Genomic DNA, 22,023 nt, shown 5'->3' on the forward strand with positions numbered 1-22,023 from the left:
GATTCTCCTTTATGTATATCTTTTTGCAAGTTTTTGCTGGTGTGTTCGAAATATATCCTCCAAGGTGATGTCATACTTGTTGGCGATCACGATGAGATTACCCAGTACGTCTCCAAGTTCTTCAGTTAAATGCTCCCTGTTCTCCTCGAATGAACCATCGATCTCATCAGGCCGGTCTCTGCCGATCTCCAGGGCGCGAATAGCTCTCGCAACCTCCCCGGTTTCCTCTGCCAAGAAACCAATTCGGACGAAGATATCTAAATCAGACCAGTTCCTCTCTTGATAATATTGCTTGACCCACTTTTGAAATTCATTAATATCCATATTCAGCCTCCCAACTGAAACCCATGCATGATGTTGGCTATACAAACCATAAGGTTTAGATGAAACGGAACGTTTGTTCTCGTTTTATTATATAATATAGGGGGGGATTTATCAAAGAAAAATAAAAAAGCCAATTGCTTAAAAAGCAACCGACTTTTTTTAAGAACGTTGACCTTACTGATGCGACCGTATCCGGTCAGCCTTTTAAGCCGTAGTAAACTGGCTGTTATAGAGCGAGGCATAATGGCCGCCGCTGGCAAGCAGCCCCTCATGGGTACCACTTTCGACGACATCGCCGTTTTTCATGTATAGAATCAAATCCGCTTCGCGGATGGTCGATAGTCTGTGGGCGATCACAAAGCTGGTGCGTCCGGCAATCATTTTCATAAATGCTTTTTGGATACGCGCTTCTGTCAGAGTGTCTATGCTACTGGTCGCTTCATCCAGGATCAGCATAGGTGGATCGACGAGGATTACCCTCGCGATGGTAAGCAGCTGTTTTTGGCCTTGCGACAGGCTGTCGCCTGACCCGCTGATGACCGTATCGTAGCCATGAGGCAGTCGCTTGATGAAGCTATGCGCATTGGCAGCTGTTGCAGCCGCGATGACTTCTTTGTCCGTGGCTTCCGGCTTCCCGTAAGCGATATTGTCCCGAATGGTTCCGCTGAACAGCCATGTATCTTGAAGCACCATACCAAAGTTAGTCCGCAGGTTGTCCCGGCTCATGTCGTTGATATTCACCCCGTCGATGGATATCGAGCCGCTGTCCACATCGTAAAACCGCATGAGCAGATTGACGAGTGTGGTTTTGCCAGCTCCGGTCTGTCCGACAATGGCCACACGTGTACCCGGTTTAACCTCCAGACTAAAGTTCGTAATGAGCGTACGTTCCGGGTTATAGGAGAATTTGACATGATCAAAAAGAATCGTGCCTTTGCTGCGCTTCAGCTGTACGGCGTTCGATTTTTCCGGCTGCTCTGGCGGTGAGTCCAAAATCGCAAATATGCGCTGAGCAGAAGCCGTGGCTGCCTGGAACTGGGTGAGAACACCCGTAATTTCATTAAAGGGCTTGGCGAACAAATTGGTATAAATCAGAAAGCTCGACAATCCACCTACCGAGATCCCACCCAAAATAATGGAAATACAGCCAATCATGGCGGTGACTGAAAAAGTCATGTTGTTCACCAATCGGGTAGAGGGGTTGGACAATGATCCGTAAAACTGCGATTTCACCCCGGCTTGATACAATTGTTCGTTTCTGGCGGAAAATTCCTCAAGCGAGCGGTTTTCATAATGAAAAGCAGTAACTACCCGTTGCCCGCCGATCATTTCTTCCACGTAACCGTTCAGGCTTCCTAAAATTTTGGCCTGTTCGCGGAACATACGCTGTGACCTTGTCGTAATGAACCGTGCCACACCGTATGTGATCGGGGCAGACACCAATACGACCAACGTCATGATCGGACTGATATACAGCATGAGTACAATGGAGCCTATAATCGTAATAATCCCGGTAATCAAGGTGGAAAATCCTTGCAGCAATCCATCCGACACAGCATCCATATCGTTCACGAAACGGCTAATGCTGTCTCCTTGCGGATGAGTGTCATGAAAGCTTAACGGAAGGATATTAAAATGATCAAATAACTCCCGCCGCATATCATTTACGGTCTGAAAAGCAATACGGTTCGTCAAATACGTGAGTAGCCAGCTAAACAGACTGCCTACAACATATACAATGCCTAATCCAGCTAGAATCTTTACAATACCTTTAAAATTCACTGCTCCCTTATCCACCATGTGGTCGATAGCTTGACCAATCATGTAGGGTCCGATCAGACTGGCAAGCACGCTGAGAATCGCACTGACGATGACCCAAAATGTTGTTGTTTTATATTGACCGACATAGGTTAACAATCTTCTCCAGGTTTCCTTGCCACTCATTGGTCCACCTCCTGCGTTGAGAGCTGGGAGCGATTAATTTCCTGATATACCTCCGAGCTGCTCATCAACTGATCATGTGTGCCGATTCCGACAATCCGGCCTTCATCAAATACAATGATTTTATCAGCATGCTGTACGCTGCTTACTCGTTGCGAGACCAGTAGGACAGTCATGCGGGTGCTTTTTTCCCGTAGCGATTTCCGGAGGGCGGCGTCAGTTGCAAAATCAAGTGCGCTTGAGGAATCGTCCAAAATCAGAATTTCCGGATTGCCTACAATAGCTCTGGCAATGGTAAGTCGCTGTTTTTGTCCTCCCGATAGATTAAGTCCTCCTCGGGTGATCGGGGCATCGAATTTTTCCGGCAAGTTAGAAATAAATTCATCCGCTTGCGCGATTGCTGCGGCTTGAGCGACTTCCTCGTCGGTGGCGTGTTCATGTCCCCAACGGATATTATCCGCTATCGTCCCAGTGAACAGCAGCGCCTTCTGAGGAACAATACCGATTTTCTGCCGCAATTGCTCAAGCTTATACTGCCGTACGTCGATGCCGTCAACCTGTACACAACCCTCTACCGCATCATAGAAGCGGGGAATGAGATTCACAAAGGTGGATTTCCCCGAACCTGTTCCTCCGATGATTCCAACCGTTTCACCAGGATAGATGTTTACCACTACATCACTAAGTGCCAGTTGCCCTGTCGTATTGTATCCAAAGGAAACATGATCAAAAGAGATGGCTGGTACAGCGCCATGCCCACTTGTTCCCTCCCTATCTATAGATGTAGAAGTAGCAGCATTGTCGGAAATCGAAGCTTGCGTGTCTAGGACCTCCTGAATTCGCGCTGCTGAAGTGGCAGCCTTGGTGAACAAAATAATTAAATTGGTCACCACAATCAGAGCTAATAAAATTTGCGTAATGTAATTAATAAAGGCAATAATCTCCCCTTGTGTAAGTGATCCATATTGGATATGGATGGCGCCGATCCACAGGATTGCAATAATAGCTCCGTTTACCACCAGCAAGGTGGCAGGGCTTAGCAAAGCAGAAATACGTCCGACACGAATAGCGGTCTGAGTCAGGTCATCCGAAGCGGCGTTGAATTTAACTCGCTCAGCGCCTCTTTTGGCAAATGCGCGTATGACCCGTACGCCTGTAAGATTTTCGCTAAGTACCAGAGCGATTTTATCGAGTTTTTTTTGATACCGACGATACAGTGGTGAAGCCTTCGTAATGACCACATACAGGATCAAAGCTAGAACCGGTGTAGCCGCCAACAGCACCAAAGCCAGGCGGAAATCCAGGATCATGGACATGATAATAGCCCCGATACAAATAAAAGGAGCACGAATGACCAGACGAATCAGCATCGCTACAGCCGTTTGGAGTTGATTGACATCATTCGTAATCCGGTTGATGAGCGAGGGCGTACCGAACTTATCGAGATCAGCATAAGAAAACGATGAAATATGTTTAAACATCGTATTGCGCAGCGTAGTTCCGAATCCTTGGGAGGCACGGGCTGCGTAAAACTGACACACTAATGAACTGCCAAAGCCCAGTATAGTCATGAGTAACATCAAAAGACCCATCTGCCAAACATAATGGGTGTCTCCTTTACCTACACCATGATTGATCATTAAGGCAACCATAGTGGGCAGCAATAGTTCCAAGATGGCCTCAATCAGTTTAAATAGAGGCCCAAGAATCGTTTCCTTTTTATAGGGTTTCAAAAAAACAGCAAATTTCAGCAAATAAACCATCACCTAACCTAAATAATGTATATAGCCTCATGCCGCAATAGCATATCTGAATTTGATTATGTCATATCCCCAACCATATGAATAATATTTAATATATATTAGAGGTATAGGTTTTACATATATCAGTACCGGAGGGCCATAATGATGGAATTGAGACATCTCAAGTATTTTTTGGCGATCGCAGAGGCCGGACAGATTACAGCGGCAGCCAAAAAGCTGCAAATCGCACAGCCTCCCTTAAGTCAGCAGCTCATGCAACTGGAGGAAGAGCTTGGTGTAAAGCTCGTGCATCGAGGCTCGCGAAGCATCCAGTTGACGGAGGCCGGCATCATTTTACAGAATAGGGCCAAGCAGATTCTGGAGCTGACAGATGCCACAACGAGAGAAATTAATGATTTTGCCTTGGGGATGAAGGGTACGCTTACCATTGGAACGGTCTCCTCTTCCGGCGCAGCCCTAATGAAAGACAGGCTTTCCGAATTTCATAAAACCTATGCGGGTGTAAAATTTGAAATTCATGAGGGAAATACCTTTAGGATTCTCGATCTTTTGAACAAAGGAATTGTCGAGGTCGGTATCGTCAGAACCCCTTTTAATACCACTGATTTAGGGTGCAGATATGCGTCCTCCGAACCGATGATCGCAGTGATGACAGAAGAACATGACTGGAACCCCGAACAGAAGACCATCCCGTTGTCTGGCTTGAAAAACAGGCCGCTCATCGTATATCGCCGCTTTGAACAATTGATCCACGATACCTGTATAAAGCATGGCTTTGAGCCGAATATCTTCTGCAAAAACGATGATGCTCGCACCACGCTTCATTGGGCTAATGAAGGGCTGGGGATCGGTATGATTTCGCGGTCTGCGTTGTCACTCGGAAGCAATAACCAGTTAATCGTTAAGGAAATTATGTGTGAAGAATTGCATACACGTGTGGCGGCTGTCTGGATGAAGGATAAATACATGTCTTCTCTAGCCTCTCGATTCATTGAAAGTTTTAGCCAAGCATCTGATGGAGCTGACTTAAGGTAGCTAAATTTTTTGGATGAAAGCATCTTTTTGTAAAAACTCATTTGAATTGCAATCGGGAACTGGATATAGTAGTACAGTAGGATAGCAATAGAATGGAGTTTGAATACATGCCACATAATGCAAAGGTCCGAATCCGTCTTCATAGTCATCATGACGGAGAAGATGTGGTACAGGAACTTCCCGGAGAAGCGATCGTGCGTGGGAAGCATCTATATATAAGGTACGATGAGCCGCAAGAAAGTCCTGAGGGCGGTACGACACGGAACACAGTCAAGATCGGACCGGATGAGCTAAAGCTGATTCGTCACGGTGAGGTACAATCAGAGCAGTCATTTGCGCTGGGACGCAGGTTGCCTGGATTTTACCGCTCGCCTTATTTAAACCTGAACATGTCTGCGCATACGCAGAAGCTCGATATTCGGATGGATGGTTTCACCGGACATGTGAGCTGGACCTATGATCTGTACGTATTTGAGGATTTCTCGGGGCATTTTGCCATCAGTTTGCATATACAGGAGGAGCAATAATCATGACAAGCAATCCACTGGAACTTATTAATCAAAAGGTGACTTTAGCAATCGAGGCGGCGGTGCTGGCTACTGGAATCGTGAGCCGCGAAGAGCTACCGACCATTACGCTGGAGGTACCAAAGGACAAGTCACACGGTGATTTGGCTACCAACGCTGCGATGCAGCTCACCCGCATTGCGAAGAAGAACCCACGGCAAATCGCTGAAGATTTGATCGCGAATATGGATTTAGCTTCCGCTTCTATTGAAAGTGCGGAAATCGCTGGACCGGGCTTTATTAACTTTCGCCTGAACAAGAGCTACCTGTATGCGGTCATTGGACAAGTGCAGGAGCAGGGGGCAGATTACGGGCGTATACAGGAAGGTGAAGGCAAAAAAGTACAAATCGAGTTTGTCAGCGCCAATCCGACAGGTAGCCTTCACTTAGGTCATGCACGTGGTGCAGCCGTAGGGGATGCTCTCTGCAACGTGCTTGATTTTGCCGGATACAAAGTAACTCGTGAATACTACATTAATGATGCGGGCAACCAGATTTACAACATGAGTCGCTCTATTGAGGCGCGTTATTTGCAGGAGCTGGGACAGCCTGCGGAGATGCCGGAAGATGGTTACCATGGTGAGGATATCATCGGGTTTGCCAAGGAACTGGTGGCCGAAAAGGGCGATTCTCTGTTGTCCATGGAACCGGGAGATCGCGCAGCTTATTTCCGTGACTACGGTCTGGAAAAGGAACTGAACAAGATCAAGCGCGATCTGGAGCTGTTCCGTGTGCCTTTTGACTCCTGGTTCAGCGAAACGTCGCTGTATGAAAACGGTGAAGTGCTTAAAGCGCTGAATGAGCTGCGTGACCGTGAGGAGATTTACGAGAAGGACGGAGCTACATGGCTGAATACGACCAAGTACGGCGACGATAAAGACCGTGTCTTGATCAAAAATGACGGTACATATACGTACCTAACCCCAGATATCGCTTACCATCGCGATAAATATGCTCGTGGGTATGACACGATCATCAACATTTGGGGAGCGGATCACCATGGCTATATTCCACGGATGAAGGCAGCAATGGAAGCACTGGGTAATGACCCGGATAAGCTTAAAGTGTTGATTGCCCAAATGGTCAGCTTGTTCCAAAATGGGGAAAAAGTAAAAATGTCCAAACGTACTGGCAAGGCCGTGACGATGGAAGATCTGATGGAAGAAGTGGGTGTAGACGCGATCCGTTACTTCTTCACTATGCGCAGCATGGATTCGCACCTGGATTTTGACATGGATTTGGCGATTTCCACTTCCAATGAGAATCCAGTATTCTACGTACAATATGCGCACGCACGTGCATGCAGCGTATATCGTCAAGCTGAAGAGCAGGGGATTGCTGTGCTGCCGTTGGCAGAAGTTGACTTGTCCAAGCTGACGGCTGAGCATGAATACGATTTGCTCCGCAAAATCGGCGAGCTGCCGGAGGAAGTATCGGTGGCGGCTGCAAACTTTGCACCACACCGTATGATTCGCTATGTCTACGAGCTGGCTTCATTGTTCCACAGCTACTATAAGGCAGAGCGCGTCATTACAGAGGATGCCGCTCAAACGCAGGCACGCTTGGCGTTGTTTGGTGCGGTGCGCACGACCATTGCCAACGTACTGAAGCTAGTGGGCGTGTCTGCACCGGAACGTATGTAAGCAAGCAACTTTAACATCATGACCTTGTAGTCATATAAATAATAATAAAAGGAACCGAGGCGCCACTCTCAACAGGTTGGCGCCTCGGTTCCTTTTTATGTTGGATTAGCTTAGTAGCGTTCCAGTACTAAATTCGTTTTCAGGGAATCGGCGGGAACCAGCCATCCTTTGGATTGCAACAGGTTCATCAGCTTGGTGCGGTTGCTGGCGGCAACACTGTAATCCGAGGTTTTGAAGGAGATTTCGATAATATTTTCTGTACCTGATCCGTTTGCGCTGCGAATAGGCCATATTTCAACGTCGGTATCCAGTCCCTGAAAGCTACCTTCATATTTGCTGACCTGTACCGGACCGCGTACTCTGGAGTCTGCCAGAGTTTTCTTGCCCCAGTTGCTGGATTTCCAGTTTTGCAGCTTGCCCGGAAGATTATCCTGTAGTTGCTTTAATGCTTGATCTGGGGAAGGCAGAGCCAATCCTTTGGAGGCGTTTGTTTTTTTATCATTGGAAAAACTTAGTGTTTGCTTGCTGTATCCCCAATCCACCTCAGCCTCATAATTATCATCAGACGCGCTGAACCCTTCTTTATTCGCTTGGGTGAGCGCCGCGTCGATATTTCCATTTGTGACCGTATAGCGCTTTTTGTAGGTTAATTCATAATTTTTTTTGTCCTCTTTTTTGCGAAACCTCACGTTCCAGCCCTCGTCATTTAATTGCAATGAATTTGTATCAAAATACTCGACGCTCAATCGTTGTGCATCGTCGCTAATTTGAAACTCGTTCACGATGCCACTTTTTAATGAGCCATCCGCATTGAGCACCTGAGCCGTATCCAGTAGTAGCTTCACCTCATAGCTTGGTGTGGCATTGGCGGCAGCTTGTACCGGTTCTGCTCCTTTCCATCCTGTTACGAGCAGTACTGCACTCAGAGTTACTACCGACATCAATTGGGTGATACGAAGGCCTGTTTTCATTTCATCCTCTCCTGTTCGTCCGAATAGGTTACACGCTACACTTTACGGGTGTATTGTCAGTCGTATGTCAAAGCACGAGGGTACTCCGGTAAAAAAAAGACATAATTTCTATATGACAGGTAAGATTTAATCTTGGTTCCATGATAAATATTCGGTGAATCTGTGAATGAGCGCCGAGCGATGACGGTCTTTGTTGCTGACCATATAAATATACCGCTCAACAGACTGCCCCGGAATAGGTCTTACAACCAGTAAGCCCCGCTCAACCTCTGACTGAACGGCAATGCGAGAGACAAAGGAGATGTGTTCTCCCAGCATAACCGCCTGTTTGATGGCTTCCAGTGAATCCAACTCCAGATAGGAGGGAAGTCGCCGACTCCCACGCTCCAGCCATTTGTCGGTCACGTGGCGTGTGCTGGAATCCTTGCCATGTAATACGAAGGAGGAAGAAGCGATAAGCTCGGGTGTCAAATCGGTTTCGTTGGCGAGCGGATGAGTGGGTGAGCAGATGAGCATCAGTTCATCTTCGCCCAAGGATTCTGAGAGTAGCGTTGGGGATTGAAACGGCTCTGCCGAAATGATGCCAAGATCAATTTCGTGACGAGCGAGCATGTCCTTGATCACGGGCGCAGTTTTCACAGACAAGGCGATGTGAATGCCTGGATGCTCACGGGCAAAGCGGTGCAACACAGCAGGAAGCAAGTAGGTAGCGGGTACATAGCTTGCGCCAATACGTATGCTTCCCCGCTGGAGCGTATCGAACTCGCGGACGACTCGCTCAGCTTCGGCAGCCAGTGCATTAATTTTGCTGGCATAGTGCAGTAGCGCATTTCCAGCATCCGTCAGGATGATTTTGCCCATGCGTGTGTCAAACAGCTTTACGCCGAATTCACGCTCCAGATTTTTCATATGAAAAGTAACAGTGGGTTGCTTTAGGCCAAGAAGCTCGGCGACCGTGGTAATTTTATGGTGCTTATTCAGCAGTTCTACAATATGTAACTTTAGAAGACTTAAATTCACTTAGAATGCCTCGCTTTCAGGTTAATTGAACAATCATGCCTATTTGTATGGGTAGCAGCATCAATCCCCTCTATATAGATTAAATCTATGAGTGTTAACACAATTCATTGAAATAATTAATTTTGTTTTAACTTTCCAATAACACAGGTTGCGAATTCAAATTTTACACTGGGGTCAGTCAGAAGAACAGGCAGGTAATGCGATGAATCAGGATCTATATATTCACGGATTAAGTAAAACCTTCAGCCAAATAACAGCGCTGCATGAGACGAATCTGGTCGTACGACGGGGTAAATTCACAACACTGCTCGGACCGTCCGGATGTGGGAAAACAACGCTCTTGCGCTTGATTGCTGGTCTGGAGACACCGGATACCGGCACAATCACGATGGGAGAGGAAATTCTTTTTTCGACTGAACGCAAAAAGGATATTCCCGCGCATCTCCGCCACTTTGGTATGGTCTTTCAGGATTTCGCGTTGTGGCCGCATATGACGGTGTTTGAAAATGTGGCCTTCGGCCTGCGTGCGGGCAAGCGGGGGAAAGGGTTTGCCAGCGCCCGAGACAAGGAACTGCGGACAGTGGTGCTGGAGGCGCTCGACATGGTCAGATTGTCAGGGATGGAGGATCGGTATCCTCATCAGCTATCCGGTGGTCAGCAGCAGCGGGTTGCCTTCGCAAGAGCGGTTGCTATCCGGCCTCGACTGGTGTTGTTCGACGAGCCTCTCAGTGCGCTGGATGCGGTGCTACGGGAGGAGATGCGCATTGAGATGCTGTCGCTTGTGCGCGATCTGGGGCTGACCGCCCTATATGTCACCCATGATCAGATCGAGGCCATGTCCATGTCTGATGAAGTGGTTGTTATGAAAAATGGACATATTTTGCAGACCGGAACACCAGAGGTGATCTACGGTTGCCCAGCTCATCCAGAGGTGGCGAGGTTTATCGGCAAATCCAACTGGCTGGAGTTGGAACGGACACTGTTTCGTCCTGAACATGTCCGTTGGGAACAGGAGCAAGCGGATCAGCACGCTTTTACAGTAGAGATCATGCATGTCAGCTATGTCGGCGATCGTTATGAAATTCGTATACTAGCCGAGAACGGTGAGCAATGGACTGCATATCACTCCACCCGCTTGCCGATTGGCGAAAAAATGCACATTTGGGTATCACCGCAACACATCCACCAACTTGAAGCATAAGGAAAAGGGGTATATATAAGATGATGAATAGGCATGTTTTTCGTACAGGATGGAAAAAAGGGACGATGCTCGCATTAACCTTGACTTTTGGACTCGCTGTGGCGGGTTGCGGAACAGCAACGCCAACCAAGGATGGGGCGCCAGCTAATGGATCAGCAGGACAAGCGGAGGCGGCATCCACCGATCAGAAGTTGGTGGTCTACAGCGCAGGCCCGGATGGACTGGCGAAAAAGCTGATAGCAGGATATGAGGCGCAGAGCGGAGTGAAGGTAGAGTTGTTTCAGGGAACGACAGGAAAAATTTTGGCCCGTATGGAAGCCGAGAAGACGAATCCGGTAGCGGACGTGGTTGTGCTGGCATCGCTTCCGTCTGTACAAGGCTTGAAAAAGGAAGGACTAACACTGCCTTACCCGGATGCCAAAAACGCGGACAAGCTAAATCCAGACTGGTCCGATAAGGAGGGCAACTACTTCAGTACCAGTGCTTCTGCTCTGGGCATTGCGTATAACACAAAGCTGGTGAAAACACCACCAACTTCATGGGCCGATTTAGCGAAGCCTGAGTACAAGGATCAGGTTAACATCCCCGACCCATCACTGTCCGGCTCAGCATTGGACTTTATGACAGGCTATCTGAGCGCCAAGGGCGATGGAGGCTGGACGTTGTTTGAGCAGTACAAGGCAAACGGTGTGGCCATGGCTGGTGCCAATCAGGAAGCGCTGGACCCCGTGATTACCGGAGCTAAAGGTATAGTCGTTGCTGCGGTCGATTACATGACCTACAAGGCTAAAGCCAAAGGCGAGCCGATTGACATCGTCTATCCAACAGAGGGAACCGTCATCAGCCCACGTCCTGCTGCAATTCTCAAGTCAACGCAGCATGAGCAGAATGCCAAGGCATTTATTGACTATCTGTTGTCGGACGACGCACAGAAACTAGTAGCGGATGCCTCCTTACTCCCGGGCCGCACGGATATCAAAGCTGACAAGCGTGCCAATCTGGACGAGATCCCATTGCTGAAGACCAATTGGGAATGGATGGGCGAACATGGATCAGACGTGACAGAGAAGTTCACGCAAATGTTCAAATAAGCCGATGGGAGGCTTATCCGTTAAACACATCAGAGCGTGGTGTCTGACGCTGGCTCTGATCGCGCTTCTTTTCTTGATTGTGATGCCGTTGCTGCAAATCTTTATCCAAAGTGTGTATGTTGATGAAGAATTTCAGTGGGATGCACCTTTTCGAACGTTAGCTGCTTCACCATTTGCGGGAGTGCTATTCAGCTCGATTTGGCTAGGTATCTGTGTGATTGCAGGAACAACGGTACTTGCACTTCCGCTAGCCTGGATCATGTCCAACACTCGTCTTGCGCACTGGCGCTGGTTGGATGTCGTGCTGCTAATTCCGTTTATGACCCCGCCCTATATCGGGTCCATGGGCTGGATTCTGTTTATGCAAAAAAACGGATATCTGGAGCAGTTGTTCCCGGACCTGTATTTCTTAACGCCATCCTTCTTTAGCCTTGGTGGCATGGTGATGATCATGAGCCTACATCTATTTCCATTCCTGTACCTGCTGCTGCGCGGGGCGCTGGTGAGGATTGGCGGGAGTCTGGAGGAGGCGGGTGCCGTAATGGGCGGCGGCTTTCTGTACAGATTCCGTCGAATCATTTTACCGCTGCTGCTTTCGGCTTACGGAATGGGCGCGCTGCTCATTTTCGTTAAAACGATTGCCGAGTTTGGCACCCCCGCTACCTTTGGGCGACGTATCGGGTATGAGGTCATGACTTCAGAAATCCACAAATACATTTCTAGCTGGCCCATAGATTTTAGCAAAGCGACGTCGATGGCCTCGGTGCTGTTAACCGCCTGCCTGCTCATGTGGTATGCGCAGTCGGTGATCAACCGGAAGTTTACGTATAGGCTGGTAGGTGGTAAAGGTTCGCGTCCGTCCCGTCTTCGTATATCCGGTTGGACTACGGGGCTGAGTGTTGCATTCATTCTATTGTTGCTCATTGCGTCCATTGGCATTCCTTATTTTTCAATTCTTTCAGCCTCGACGATGAAGCTGAGGGGAATGGGACTTGCCTGGGATAATTTGACGCTCGACTCTTACAAGGAACTGCTGTCTTGGGGATCAGAGAGTATGGAGGCGCTCCTGAACAGCGTATTTCTCTCTTTGGGCGCATCGACGCTTGCTGTGGTGCTGGGCACTTGGTTTGCACTTGTCATTGGCGGCTCACGCACAAGAATCCAACGGACGGTTGATGCATTTAGTTTGCTTCCGAATACGGTGCCGGGAATTGTTATGGTGGTGGGCCTGATTTTGTGGTGGAACTCACCATGGATGCCGATTCCATTGTATAACACATACGGCATGGTCATTCTGACGTATGTTATCTTGTTTGTTCCTTATACTGTGCAGTATGTCAAAAGCGCCTTTACACAGGTGGACGCTGGCCTTTTTCAGGCGGGGCAGGTATTTGGCGGGCGACCGTCTTATATATTCCGCCGGATTGTACTGCCGCTGATTGTACCGGGAATGCTCGCTGGTTGGATGATGACATTTACCATTGCTTCACGCGAATTGGTAGGATCATTACTGATTTTGCCACCATCCGTTCAGACGTCAGCAACCTACATATTTGCACAATTTGAACAGGGACAGGTGTCGCTTGGGATGGCGATGGCTGTCATATCGGTCGGAATGACCACGTTGCTACTGATCTTAATGGAAAGCTTAAACTCGCGAAGAAAGTGGAAATAATCATGACTAAGCTTAGGATTTGGGGAGGGGCGGGCGAACATGGCCGTTCCTGCTATGTTTTTGAAGGAAAACAGCATCGCGTCATGCTGGATTGTGGCGTGAAAAAGGAAGGAACCGGACAATATCCGGTTTTCCCACCGCAGGTGGCGGAGAGACTGACCGCTGTATTGCTGTCTCATGCACATGAGGATCATTCCATGGCACTCCCCCTACTGTACAAGTATGGATACCAGGGGGAGGTCTGGACGACCAAGGCCACTGCTGAGCAGTTAGGCTCCTATTTTCGCTCCTGGCATACTTATGTTGAATCAAGAGGAGCAGAACTACCATACGACGAACAGAACATCCAATCCATTGCTTATCGCTATCTAGAAGATGAGGCGCCAGCAGGAGAATGGCTTGAGGCTTGTCCGAGTATGAGAATCATGTGGGGACGCAGTGGACATTTGGCTGGTGCAGTATGGTATGTGGTAGAAATGGAAGGGAAGCGGTTGTTTTTTTCTGGAGATTACAGCCGCGAATCTGAGCTTCTTGCTGCCGATGCGCCAGACTTGGGTGTTGGGGAGGGGCTGCATGACCTGCCTGAATGGAAGTCAGAGCCCAATCTAGCGGACATATCCATTATGGACAATGCGTATGGCATGGATATAGACCCGCAGCCTGTTAAGCTGGAGCGGCTGAGGGTCGAGATGGAGCGGATATTATGGTCTGGTGGCCATGTGTTGTTGCCGGTGCCTGCCTTTGGCAGAGGACAGGACTTGATTGTATGGGCTAGTGAGCAATTCCCTGAACAGGCAATGATTGTAGAGCACGACATATGGCAGGGATTGAAACAGTTAAACCGCTGGAAAGAATGGCTGCGTCCGGAAGCTCTAGCGCGAATAAAACATGTGCTAAACAGTGACAGGGTCTTCGTGCCTCGTGATGCTGCGGAACGAGTGAGTCTGCTGGAACAGAACCCAACGGCTATTATCATAACAAGAGACGGCATGATGGATTCCCCACAGGCGCGCTGGTACTATCAGTATCTATCGGATAACCGCAACATGGGGGAGGGTAATGATAGCGGAGAAAGAATCAGCAACAGTGTTATATTGACCGGGCATGCTCCACATGGTTCTTTTGGCAAATATCTGTTGGAACGTATGGATCAAAATAACAGCTGTGTAGCTCGGCATTTGATTTATAAGGTGCATCAGGGATTATCAGATGTGCGGCAAATGCTGAAGGAGCTGCCTAGCAAACAGGTTGTACTCGTTCATGCGCCGAAGCTGCAGACTGACCTGGTACGAGATGAGTTGATAAGAGAAGAAAATAGTGGATGTGAAGGTCCTTCCAGAAAAGTTCACTCTCTGGAGCCAGGCGATACACTAGAGGTTTAGCATCACATCATCATTCACTTTGTGCCCTCCTGCATCAACCGGAAGGCATCGACTTCGCCAAGTTTGGTCGAGATAGAGCTACGTCCAGCGCTTTTGCGCAGGCGTAGTGGTGTGGCGGTACGCTTAAGCAACGCCTTGATTTCTCCAGGCCCCAGTTCCGGCCTCAGTGAAAGGAGAAGTGCGATGCTTCCGGTCACATGGGAAGTAGCCATAGAGGTACCACTCATTTCGTGATGCTTGCCATGGATCCAGGAGGATGTGATCTTTTCGCCAGGTGCGTACACGTCTACAAATTGCCCTCGGTTGCTGAAAGGTGCAATGCGTCTGTATTTGTCAGTAGCCCCCACTGAGATCGTCTGGGAATAGCGGGCGGGGTAGTCAATACTTCGGCGCTTGCCCTCGTTTCCTGAGGACGCTACAACGACGATGCCGTTATGATATGCCTTATTCACCATATCAAGTAATGCCTTGCTGCGCGACTTCATACCAAAGCTCATATTGATGATATCGACACGATTTAATACACACCAGTCGATACCAAGAATGATATCGGAGACGTAGGCGGCTCCATTATGATCAAATGCTTTTACGGGATGAATTAAAGCTCGTGGTGCTACGCCCACCATACCTTCGTCATAGTTGGACGCCGCGATAGTTCCAGCAATATGAGTACCATGGCCATTATCGTCATAGGGTAGCATGGTTCGGTTAAGCAAATTAATACCTCTGGCGAGAGAATGGCGAAGATCAGGATGTTGAAAATCCGCTCCTGTGTCGATCACACCGATTCTGACCCGATTCCCTGTCGAGGAAGGCCAAGCCTTGTATGCACGTACCTGTTTGACTCCCCATGGCATGGAAAGGTTCTTCTCTGCTTTTGGTATATGAGCAGTTTCAGCGTGAACCTTCATGCGGGTATCTTCTTCAACGGTAACACCGTTGTGATATTTGCCCAGCCTGTCTCCCCCTGAAAGCGGAGCGATTAAAGCACGGATTAGTCTGGCCGGTTGTACTTGCCGTAATCCCGCAAGCTCGGGTTTCAGCTTCCTGAGATAGGACAGGCATTCCCGGTATTGGTGAGGCTTATCGAACGTGATGATCTGTTTGTTCCGTCCACTGCCGGACGGCTCCGAAATACCCTCATGCAAACGCTGCAAAAAATCCGGATAGTCCATTTGAGACGGTCCCCCTCCGATGAGCCATGCTGAGGTATAGTATGAGCAAGCGTCAGCTGCGGCATGGGAAACCTGCCCCTTTTTTAAGTAAATAGGCCTGCTTGTCGTGTCAAAGTGGATGTGGACACATACGATACATGGAGGGCATAAGCTCTTGTGCAACAACTTTGGGGGGTTCTCCCGAAGCGGGTACAGTCGAAGACGGGGGGGACCCCGTCTTTTTACGTGTGCCGTCTTGTTTAGGGGGATATTCCTGGAAATTATGACGATACCCATCTTTAACTTGCAATTTGCTTCCAAATAGGTTTTACTTAGTTTTGATAATGGATATGTTAGTATTGCATGTATCGTGTATGCTCTGAAACATGTTCTTGTGAATTACGTGTGAGAGGAAGTGTCCCTAGGTGAGTACCCCACTCAACTTGAAGATTGACCCGGAGAAAGTCCACGAGACTCCAATGGTGGACTTGGCATTTATGGTATTGAAAGCAGCCAATACTCCATATTATTACCGTGACCTGATGAAGGAAGTCGCCAAATTGCGCGGCTTGTCTGACGAAGAAATTAATGACGTTATTGCTCAGCTATATACTGAAATCAACATTGACGGGCGTTTTGCCTGTGTCGGTACGAATCTGTGGGGCTTGAAACGTTGGTATCCGGTAGATAAATCCGAAGATGCCCTGACAGGCGCCAAGCGTCCTCGTATTATTAACGACGAAGACGATGACGACGAAGATGACTATCATGAAGAAGAAACATACAACTCTGATGACGACTTCGATGCAGATAGCGAAGACGAGGACGGCGAAGACGAGCTGTTCGACGGAGAAGATGATGATGATAGTGATGAAGACGTGGTTATAGACGACGAGGACCTCAGTGATGAGGAAGATTCAGAAGATGAAAATGACGATGAGTCGACGGAAGACGACGATTCACTTCGTTAGGAACAGGCTGCAAGGGGAGATGCGTTCTCCCCTTTTTCATGACCGTTTTATTGAAAACCTCTTCTGATTTAAAGCTTTCAGGTGGATTCTCTCCAATCTGGTTCAATGGACAAATTAACACATATAACTTCCTTGACAGCGGATTGGACACGGGGTAAACTATTGCTTGGGCTTATGATTGATTCACTTATATGTTTGCTTTTTTTATAAAAGTGCCCCGTACTACGGGAGTGCTTTTTTGTTTTTTATAGGGGTGTTTTCACTCATGAAAGAAGGCTAAGGGCGGCGGACATGGAAAATGATTCCGCTGCCTTCTTCATGGATGATAATCCGTGCAAACGGGTTACGATAACATCATAATGTCGCCTGAATTTTGCATCTTATCTAGGAGGGTTTTGAACAGTGACAAAGTATATTTTTGTGACAGGCGGGGTTGTGTCTTCCTTGGGCAAAGGGATTACGGCAGCTTCACTGGGGAGGCTTTTGAAGAACAGGGGACTGAAGGTAACGATTCAAAAATTTGACCCTTACCTGAATGTCGATCCGGGTACGATGAGTCCTTACCAGCACGGTGAAGTGTTTGTAACGGATGATGGTGCGGAAACGGACCTTGACTTGGGACACTATGAGCGCTTTATTGATATTAATCTGTCCAAGAACAGCAATGTCACAACAGGCAAGGTATATTCCAGCGTAATCAGCAAAGAGCGTCGCGGAGAATATTTGGGCGGTACGGTGCAGGTTATCCCTCATATTACGAACGAAATCAAGGAGCGCGTGTACCGTGCAGGCCGTGAAGCGGGTTCGGACGTAATTATTACAGAAATCGGCGGTACTGTGGGCGATATTGAGAGCTTGCCATTTTTGGAAGCTATTCGTCAGCTCAAAAGCGAAGTTGGGCGCGAAAATGTGATGTATATTCACGTAACGCTCATTCCTTATATTAAAGCTGCTGGTGAGGTTAAAACCAAGCCAACCCAGCACAGTGTAAAAGAACTGCGCAGCATCGGCATCCAACCGAATGTCATTGTTTGCCGTACAGAGCATGAACTGTCCTCCGATATGAAGGCTAAAATTGCATTGTTCTGCGATATTGATGCGAATGCAGTGGTAGAATGCCGCGATGCTTCAACCCTCTACGAGGTTCCGTTGAACCTACGTGAAGAAGGCTTGGACGAAATCGTAGTTAACCATCTCAAGCTGACAACACCTGCACCAGATATGACCGAATGGGAAGGGTTAGTTGATCGAATCAGCAAGCTGGCTAAAACGGTTGAAATTGCTATTGTTGGTAAATATGTTGCATTACATGATGCTTATTTAAGTGTGGTTGAATCACTTTCGCACGCTGGATTTGATGCGAATGCAGACGTAAAAATCCGTTGGGTGAACGCTGAAGAAGTGACGGACGAGAACGTAGCTGACATGCTGGGCGGCATTGGCGGCATTCTCGTACCAGGTGGCTTCGGCGATCGCGGAATTGAAGGCAAAATTAGTACTATCCGTTATGCACGGGAGCAAAAAATTCCGTTCTTCGGTATTTGTCTGGGTATGCAGGTATCTGTCATTGAGGTTGCACGTTCCCTGGCTGGTCTCGAAGGAGCCAACAGCTCGGAAATTAATCCGGCAACGGATTATCCTGTCATTGACTTGCTTCCCGACCAAAAAGACATCGAAGATCTGGGCGGTACGATGCGTCTTGGCTTGTATCCATGCAAACTGGTGGAAGGTTCCCTGGCTTCGGCTTGCTACAACGACGAGCTGGTGTACGAAAGACACCGTCATCGGTACGAATTCAATAACGAATATCGTGAAGTTATTGAAAAAGCGGGTCTTCGCATTTCCGGTACTTCACCGGATGGACGCTTGGTGGAAATCGTGGAGCTCCCTGAGCATCCGTGGTTCCTGGCGGTACAATTCCACCCGGAATTTACTTCCCGTCCGAATCGTCCGCAGCCTTTGTTCCGTGAATTTGTAAAGGCAGCATTGCAGCTTCAAGGTTAATGCTACGGCTTGAAAGACCTCCTACGGGAGGTCTTTTTTTATCCCATGCTTCCTGATTATGAAAGAATATTCCACAATTATGTATTAGAGAAGGATTTTCTTTTTGCAGGAGCGAATATAGTTTTAGGTATGGGACGGATATTGTACGTCATCGGACGCTGTTATGGCAATAGCTGCATGATCCTCGTTTTAAGATCTTAGGAGGTTAAAACATTGGAAAAGAAGAAAGTATTAATCGTCGATGACCAGAATGGAATACGGATTTTACTGATGGAAGTGTTCGGAAGTGAGGGTTATGAGACCTTTCAGGCGGCGAACGGGAAAATTGCACTTGAAATTGTTGAGAAGGAACCACCTGATCTGGTTCTGCTCGATATGAAAATTCCAGGTATGGACGGACTCGAAATTCTGAAACATCTAAAAACCATGAATCCCGATATCAAGGTTATTATGATGACAGCATATGGAGAACTGGACATGATTAAAGAGGCGACGGAGCTAGGTGCGCTAATGCATTTTACCAAGCCCTTTGATATTGACGAAATGCGGATTGCTGTGAACAAACAACTCAGAGGTGACTAGGTGAGTCACGGTGGTTGAGAACTCTGTTAACACAACAGGGTTTTTTGTTTGTGATTATGGGAAATACTGAAAGTAAATCCTCTCCTTATACAATTCTATCGAAAAACGGCGTCCTGAGCGTGATTTTTGTATGTGTTGATATGCAAAAGCTTGTTTAGTATTTAACATGGGTTGTGGTATAATAAGCCCGTATGTGATGTCGGCTAAAAATATAGACAAACCCAAACACCTTTAGGAGGACTGTAACCATGCCATTGGTATCTATGAAAGACATGTTGAACAAAGCACTCGAAGGAAAATACGCAGTAGGTCAATACAACATTAATAACCTGGAGTGGACTCAAGCTATTTTGGGCGCTGCTGAAGAAGAAAAATCCCCAGTAATCTTGGGTGTTTCTGAAGGCGCAGCACGTCACATGGGCGGATTCTACACTGTAGTTAAAATGGTAGAAGGTCTTATTCATGACATGAAAATCACCGTTCCGGTTGCGATCCATTTGGACCACGGTTCCAGCTTTGAAAAATGTAAAGAAGCTATCGACGCTGGTTTCACATCCGTTATGATTGACGATTCCCACAGCCCAATCGACACAAACATTGCTACAACGAAAAAAGTGGTTGAATATGCTCATTCCAAAGGCGTTTCTGTTGAAGCTGAAGTTGGAATGGTTGGCGGTCAAGAGGATGATGTTGTCGGCGACGTAATGTACGCTAAGTTGGACGACTGTCTGCGTATCGTTAACGAAACAGGTATCGATACACTGGCACCTGCACTGGGTTCCGTACACGGACCATACAAAGGCGAGCCAAACCTCGGATTCAAAGAAATGGAAGAGATCTGCAATGCAATCAAACTTCCACTCGTTCTGCACGGTGGTACTGGCATCCCAACACATGACATTAAAAAAGCAATCTCCCTGGGAACTTCCAAAATCAATGTAAACACTGAGAACCAAATCGTATTTGCGAAAGTGGTTCGTGAAGTGCTTGCTGAGAAACCGGATGCTTATGACCCACGTACATTCATCGCTCCAGGTCGTGAAGCGATTAAACAAACCGTTATCGGTAAAATTCGTGAGTTCGGTTCCAACAACAAAGCGTAATAATAAGTTAAACTGGTCGTGCGTCTGCACAGGCTAGATGTATTTCTTAGTTGTAGCTGTAGTTCTGCTGCACAAAATACTTAAATCTGTACAGTTGAATAGTTTGGTATGGAAAGCACACCGCTTAGCCGGTGTCTTTCCATTTTCACCACTAAAAAAGTTAAAAGTTTTGATTTGAGATTATTGTTTGACCGACTGCAAAACACGTAGGGGGACCCTCAAGCTTATGGAAAAATTGATGATCACCGGTGGACGGCCGCTTCAGGGTACAGTTTCCATCAGCGGTGCCAAAAACAGTGCCATCGCCTTGATTCCCGCAGCCATTCTGGCAGAGTCGGAAGTCATTTTGGACAATTTGCCACTGTTGAGTGATGTGGCGGTGTATTCCGAAATACTGGAGGAACTTGGTGCAACGGTTGCCTGGGAAGGTAGCCAGATGAAAATAGATCCATCCTCTATTAAATCCATTCCTATGCCGAATGGGCCTGTTAAGAAATTACGAGCCTCTTATTATATGATGGGAGCCATGCTGGGCAGATTCAAGGAAGCGATCATCGGTTTGCCAGGAGGGTGCAATTTCGAACCCCGGCCCATTGATCAGCATATCAAAGGTTTTGAAGCGCTGGGTGCCACGGTTACGAACGAGCACGGCGCTATTCATTTGCACGCCAAAGAACTGCGCGGAACCAAGATTTACTTGGATGTTAGCAGCGTAGGCGCTACCATTAATATTATGCTGGCGGCAGCACGTGCCAAAGGCGCCACAATTATCGAAAATGCGGCTAAAGAGCCTGAGATTATAGATGTAGCAACCCTTTTAAACTCTATGGGGGCCATTATTAAAGGCGCCGGTACGGAGACGATTCGAATTGAAGGTGTGTCGGAGCTACATGGCTGCCGTCATTCCATCATACCTGACCGTATACAAGCGGGCACATACATGATTGCTGCTGCGGCAACCCGTGGAAATGTATTGATTGACAACGTAATCCCCAAACATATGGAGGCTCTCACTGCAAAAATGCAGGAAATGGGCATCGGTATCGAGGAATATGATGAAAGTATTCGCGTACTGGGTGCACCTTCTTATGAACATGTCGACGTTAAAGCCTTGATATACCCCGGATTCGCCACAGATTTACAATCTCCCATGACCAGCTTGCTTACCCAAGCGCAGGGTGTCAGTGTATTGAGCGATTTTGTGTACAGCAGTCGTTTTAAGCACGTCCCTGAGCTGGTGCGTATGGGGGCTAAAATTCGCGTAGAGGGTCGGTCTGCCATTATAGAGGGTGGTCGATTGAATGCAGCTAAAGTAAAAGCGGCAGATCTGCGCGCCGGAGCGGCCCTTGTCATTGCTGGACTTACAGTAAGCGAAGGCGTAACCGAGGTGACGGGTGTCGAGTACATTGACCGTGGTTATGATCACCTTGTCTCTAACCTGCGTCTTTTGGGCGCGGATGTATGGCGGCAGACTGAATAATTAAGCCGTGCAATTTTTTCGAACTCCCGGAACGAAAGCGATAGAACGGGCAACACCTGTGCAGCCGCTGCTTGATAAAAGATTGTGGTTCATACCTAACAATCAATTATCGGAAAA

18 protein-coding genes are annotated in these 22,023 nt (G+C 47.8%); 12 read left to right on the top strand and 6 right to left on the bottom strand.

Annotation, left to right across the window (positions count from 1 at the left end; translation table 11 throughout):
• Positions 1 to 9: 9 nt before the first annotated feature.
• The 3 genes from MKY75_RS00620 to MKY75_RS00630 form a co-directional block, all read right to left on the bottom strand.
• Positions 10 to 324 (bottom strand): MazG nucleotide pyrophosphohydrolase domain-containing protein, encoded by a 315-nt coding sequence (locus tag MKY75_RS00620; RefSeq protein ID WP_029514913.1) that lies wholly within the window; start codon positions 322 to 324, stop codon positions 10 to 12.
• Positions 325 to 528: 204 nt separating this feature from the next.
• On the bottom strand, positions 529 to 2,268 hold the full coding sequence (locus MKY75_RS00625) for an ABC transporter ATP-binding protein (protein ID WP_340883991.1): 1,740 nt from the start codon (positions 2,266 to 2,268) through the stop codon (positions 529 to 531).
• Positions 2,265 to 4,019 carry an ABC transporter ATP-binding protein gene (locus tag MKY75_RS00630; RefSeq protein WP_340883993.1) on the bottom strand — a complete coding sequence of 585 codons (1,755 nt, stop codon included), beginning with the start codon at positions 4,017 to 4,019 and terminating at the stop codon, positions 2,265 to 2,267. The genes MKY75_RS00625 and MKY75_RS00630 overlap by 4 nt, the downstream gene beginning before the upstream one ends.
• A gap of 153 nt (positions 4,020 to 4,172) precedes the next feature.
• Between MKY75_RS00630 and MKY75_RS00635 the strand changes: the two genes are divergently transcribed.
• The 3 genes from MKY75_RS00635 (at position 4,173) to argS (ending at position 7,272) form a co-directional block, all read left to right on the top strand.
• Positions 4,173 to 5,063 carry a LysR family transcriptional regulator gene (locus MKY75_RS00635; protein WP_165150572.1) on the top strand — a complete coding sequence of 297 codons (891 nt, stop codon included), beginning with the start codon at positions 4,173 to 4,175 and terminating at the stop codon, positions 5,061 to 5,063.
• A gap of 92 nt (positions 5,064 to 5,155) precedes the next feature.
• Positions 5,156 to 5,590 (top strand): DUF1934 domain-containing protein, encoded by a 435-nt coding sequence (locus tag MKY75_RS00640; RefSeq protein ID WP_013308207.1) that lies wholly within the window; start codon positions 5,156 to 5,158, stop codon positions 5,588 to 5,590.
• 2 nt (positions 5,591 to 5,592) lie between these two features.
• Entirely contained in the window at positions 5,593 to 7,272 is a 1,680-nt protein-coding gene (argS, locus tag MKY75_RS00645) for an arginine--tRNA ligase (protein ID WP_165150552.1), read from the top strand.
• 110 nt (positions 7,273 to 7,382) lie between these two features.
• Here the strand turns inward: argS and MKY75_RS00650 are convergent, their stop codons facing one another.
• Entirely contained in the window at positions 7,383 to 8,243 is an 861-nt protein-coding gene (locus MKY75_RS00650; RefSeq protein ID WP_069011481.1) for a hypothetical protein, read from the bottom strand.
• Between the two features lie 126 nt (positions 8,244 to 8,369).
• The gene (locus tag MKY75_RS00655) at positions 8,370 to 9,263 is read right to left on the bottom strand and encodes a LysR family transcriptional regulator (RefSeq protein ID WP_029514902.1); all 894 of its coding nucleotides are present in this window, start codon (positions 9,261 to 9,263) and stop codon (positions 8,370 to 8,372) included.
• A gap of 202 nt (positions 9,264 to 9,465) precedes the next feature.
• Between MKY75_RS00655 and MKY75_RS00660 the strand changes: the two genes are divergently transcribed.
• Genes MKY75_RS00660 through MKY75_RS00675 form a run of 4 tightly spaced genes read left to right on the top strand, consistent with a single transcriptional unit; the run spans position 9,466 to position 14,612 of the window.
• Positions 9,466 to 10,464 (top strand): ABC transporter ATP-binding protein, encoded by a 999-nt coding sequence (locus MKY75_RS00660; RefSeq protein WP_340883995.1) that lies wholly within the window; start codon positions 9,466 to 9,468, stop codon positions 10,462 to 10,464.
• Between the two features lie 20 nt (positions 10,465 to 10,484).
• Positions 10,485 to 11,555: an ABC transporter substrate-binding protein gene (locus tag MKY75_RS00665; RefSeq protein WP_029514900.1), complete on the top strand. Its 1,071-nt coding sequence runs from the start codon at positions 10,485 to 10,487 to the stop codon at positions 11,553 to 11,555.
• A gap of 4 nt (positions 11,556 to 11,559) precedes the next feature.
• Entirely contained in the window at positions 11,560 to 13,230 is a 1,671-nt protein-coding gene (locus MKY75_RS00670) for an ABC transporter permease (RefSeq protein WP_069011478.1), read from the top strand.
• Positions 13,227 to 14,612 (top strand): MBL fold metallo-hydrolase, encoded by a 1,386-nt coding sequence (locus tag MKY75_RS00675; protein WP_069011494.1) that lies wholly within the window; start codon positions 13,227 to 13,229, stop codon positions 14,610 to 14,612. Before MKY75_RS00670 ends, MKY75_RS00675 begins: the two co-directional genes overlap by 4 nt.
• 14 nt (positions 14,613 to 14,626) lie before the next feature.
• Here MKY75_RS00675 and MKY75_RS00680 read toward each other — a convergent pair whose 3' ends face one another.
• Entirely contained in the window at positions 14,627 to 15,787 is a 1,161-nt protein-coding gene (locus tag MKY75_RS00680; protein ID WP_029514895.1) for a S8 family peptidase, read from the bottom strand.
• A gap of 404 nt (positions 15,788 to 16,191) precedes the next feature.
• Here MKY75_RS00680 and rpoE point away from each other — a divergent pair, with 404 nt between their 5' ends.
• The 5 genes from rpoE (at position 16,192) to MKY75_RS00705 (ending at position 21,906) form a co-directional block, all read left to right on the top strand.
• Positions 16,192 to 16,737, top strand: a complete 546-nt coding sequence (gene rpoE, locus MKY75_RS00685; protein ID WP_029514893.1) for a DNA-directed RNA polymerase subunit delta — start codon at positions 16,192 to 16,194, stop codon at positions 16,735 to 16,737.
• A gap of 402 nt (positions 16,738 to 17,139) precedes the next feature.
• A complete protein-coding gene (locus MKY75_RS00690) occupies positions 17,140 to 18,741 on the top strand; it encodes a CTP synthase (RefSeq protein ID WP_340883996.1) in 1,602 nt (533 codons plus the stop codon).
• A gap of 213 nt (positions 18,742 to 18,954) precedes the next feature.
• Positions 18,955 to 19,323 (top strand): response regulator, encoded by a 369-nt coding sequence (locus MKY75_RS00695; RefSeq protein ID WP_013308218.1) that lies wholly within the window; start codon positions 18,955 to 18,957, stop codon positions 19,321 to 19,323.
• Positions 19,324 to 19,571: 248 nt separating this feature from the next.
• Entirely contained in the window at positions 19,572 to 20,426 is an 855-nt protein-coding gene (gene fba / locus MKY75_RS00700; protein ID WP_013308219.1) for a class II fructose-1,6-bisphosphate aldolase, read from the top strand.
• 226 nt (positions 20,427 to 20,652) lie between these two features.
• The gene (locus MKY75_RS00705; RefSeq protein ID WP_029514892.1) at positions 20,653 to 21,906 is read left to right on the top strand and encodes a UDP-N-acetylglucosamine 1-carboxyvinyltransferase; all 1,254 of its coding nucleotides are present in this window, start codon (positions 20,653 to 20,655) and stop codon (positions 21,904 to 21,906) included.
• Positions 21,907 to 22,023: the final 117 nt, after the last annotated feature.

This window comes from Paenibacillus sp. FSL L8-0663 (assembly GCF_038008125.1).
In the GTDB taxonomy this organism is placed as follows: domain Bacteria; phylum Bacillota; class Bacilli; order Paenibacillales; family Paenibacillaceae; genus Paenibacillus; species Paenibacillus polymyxa_D.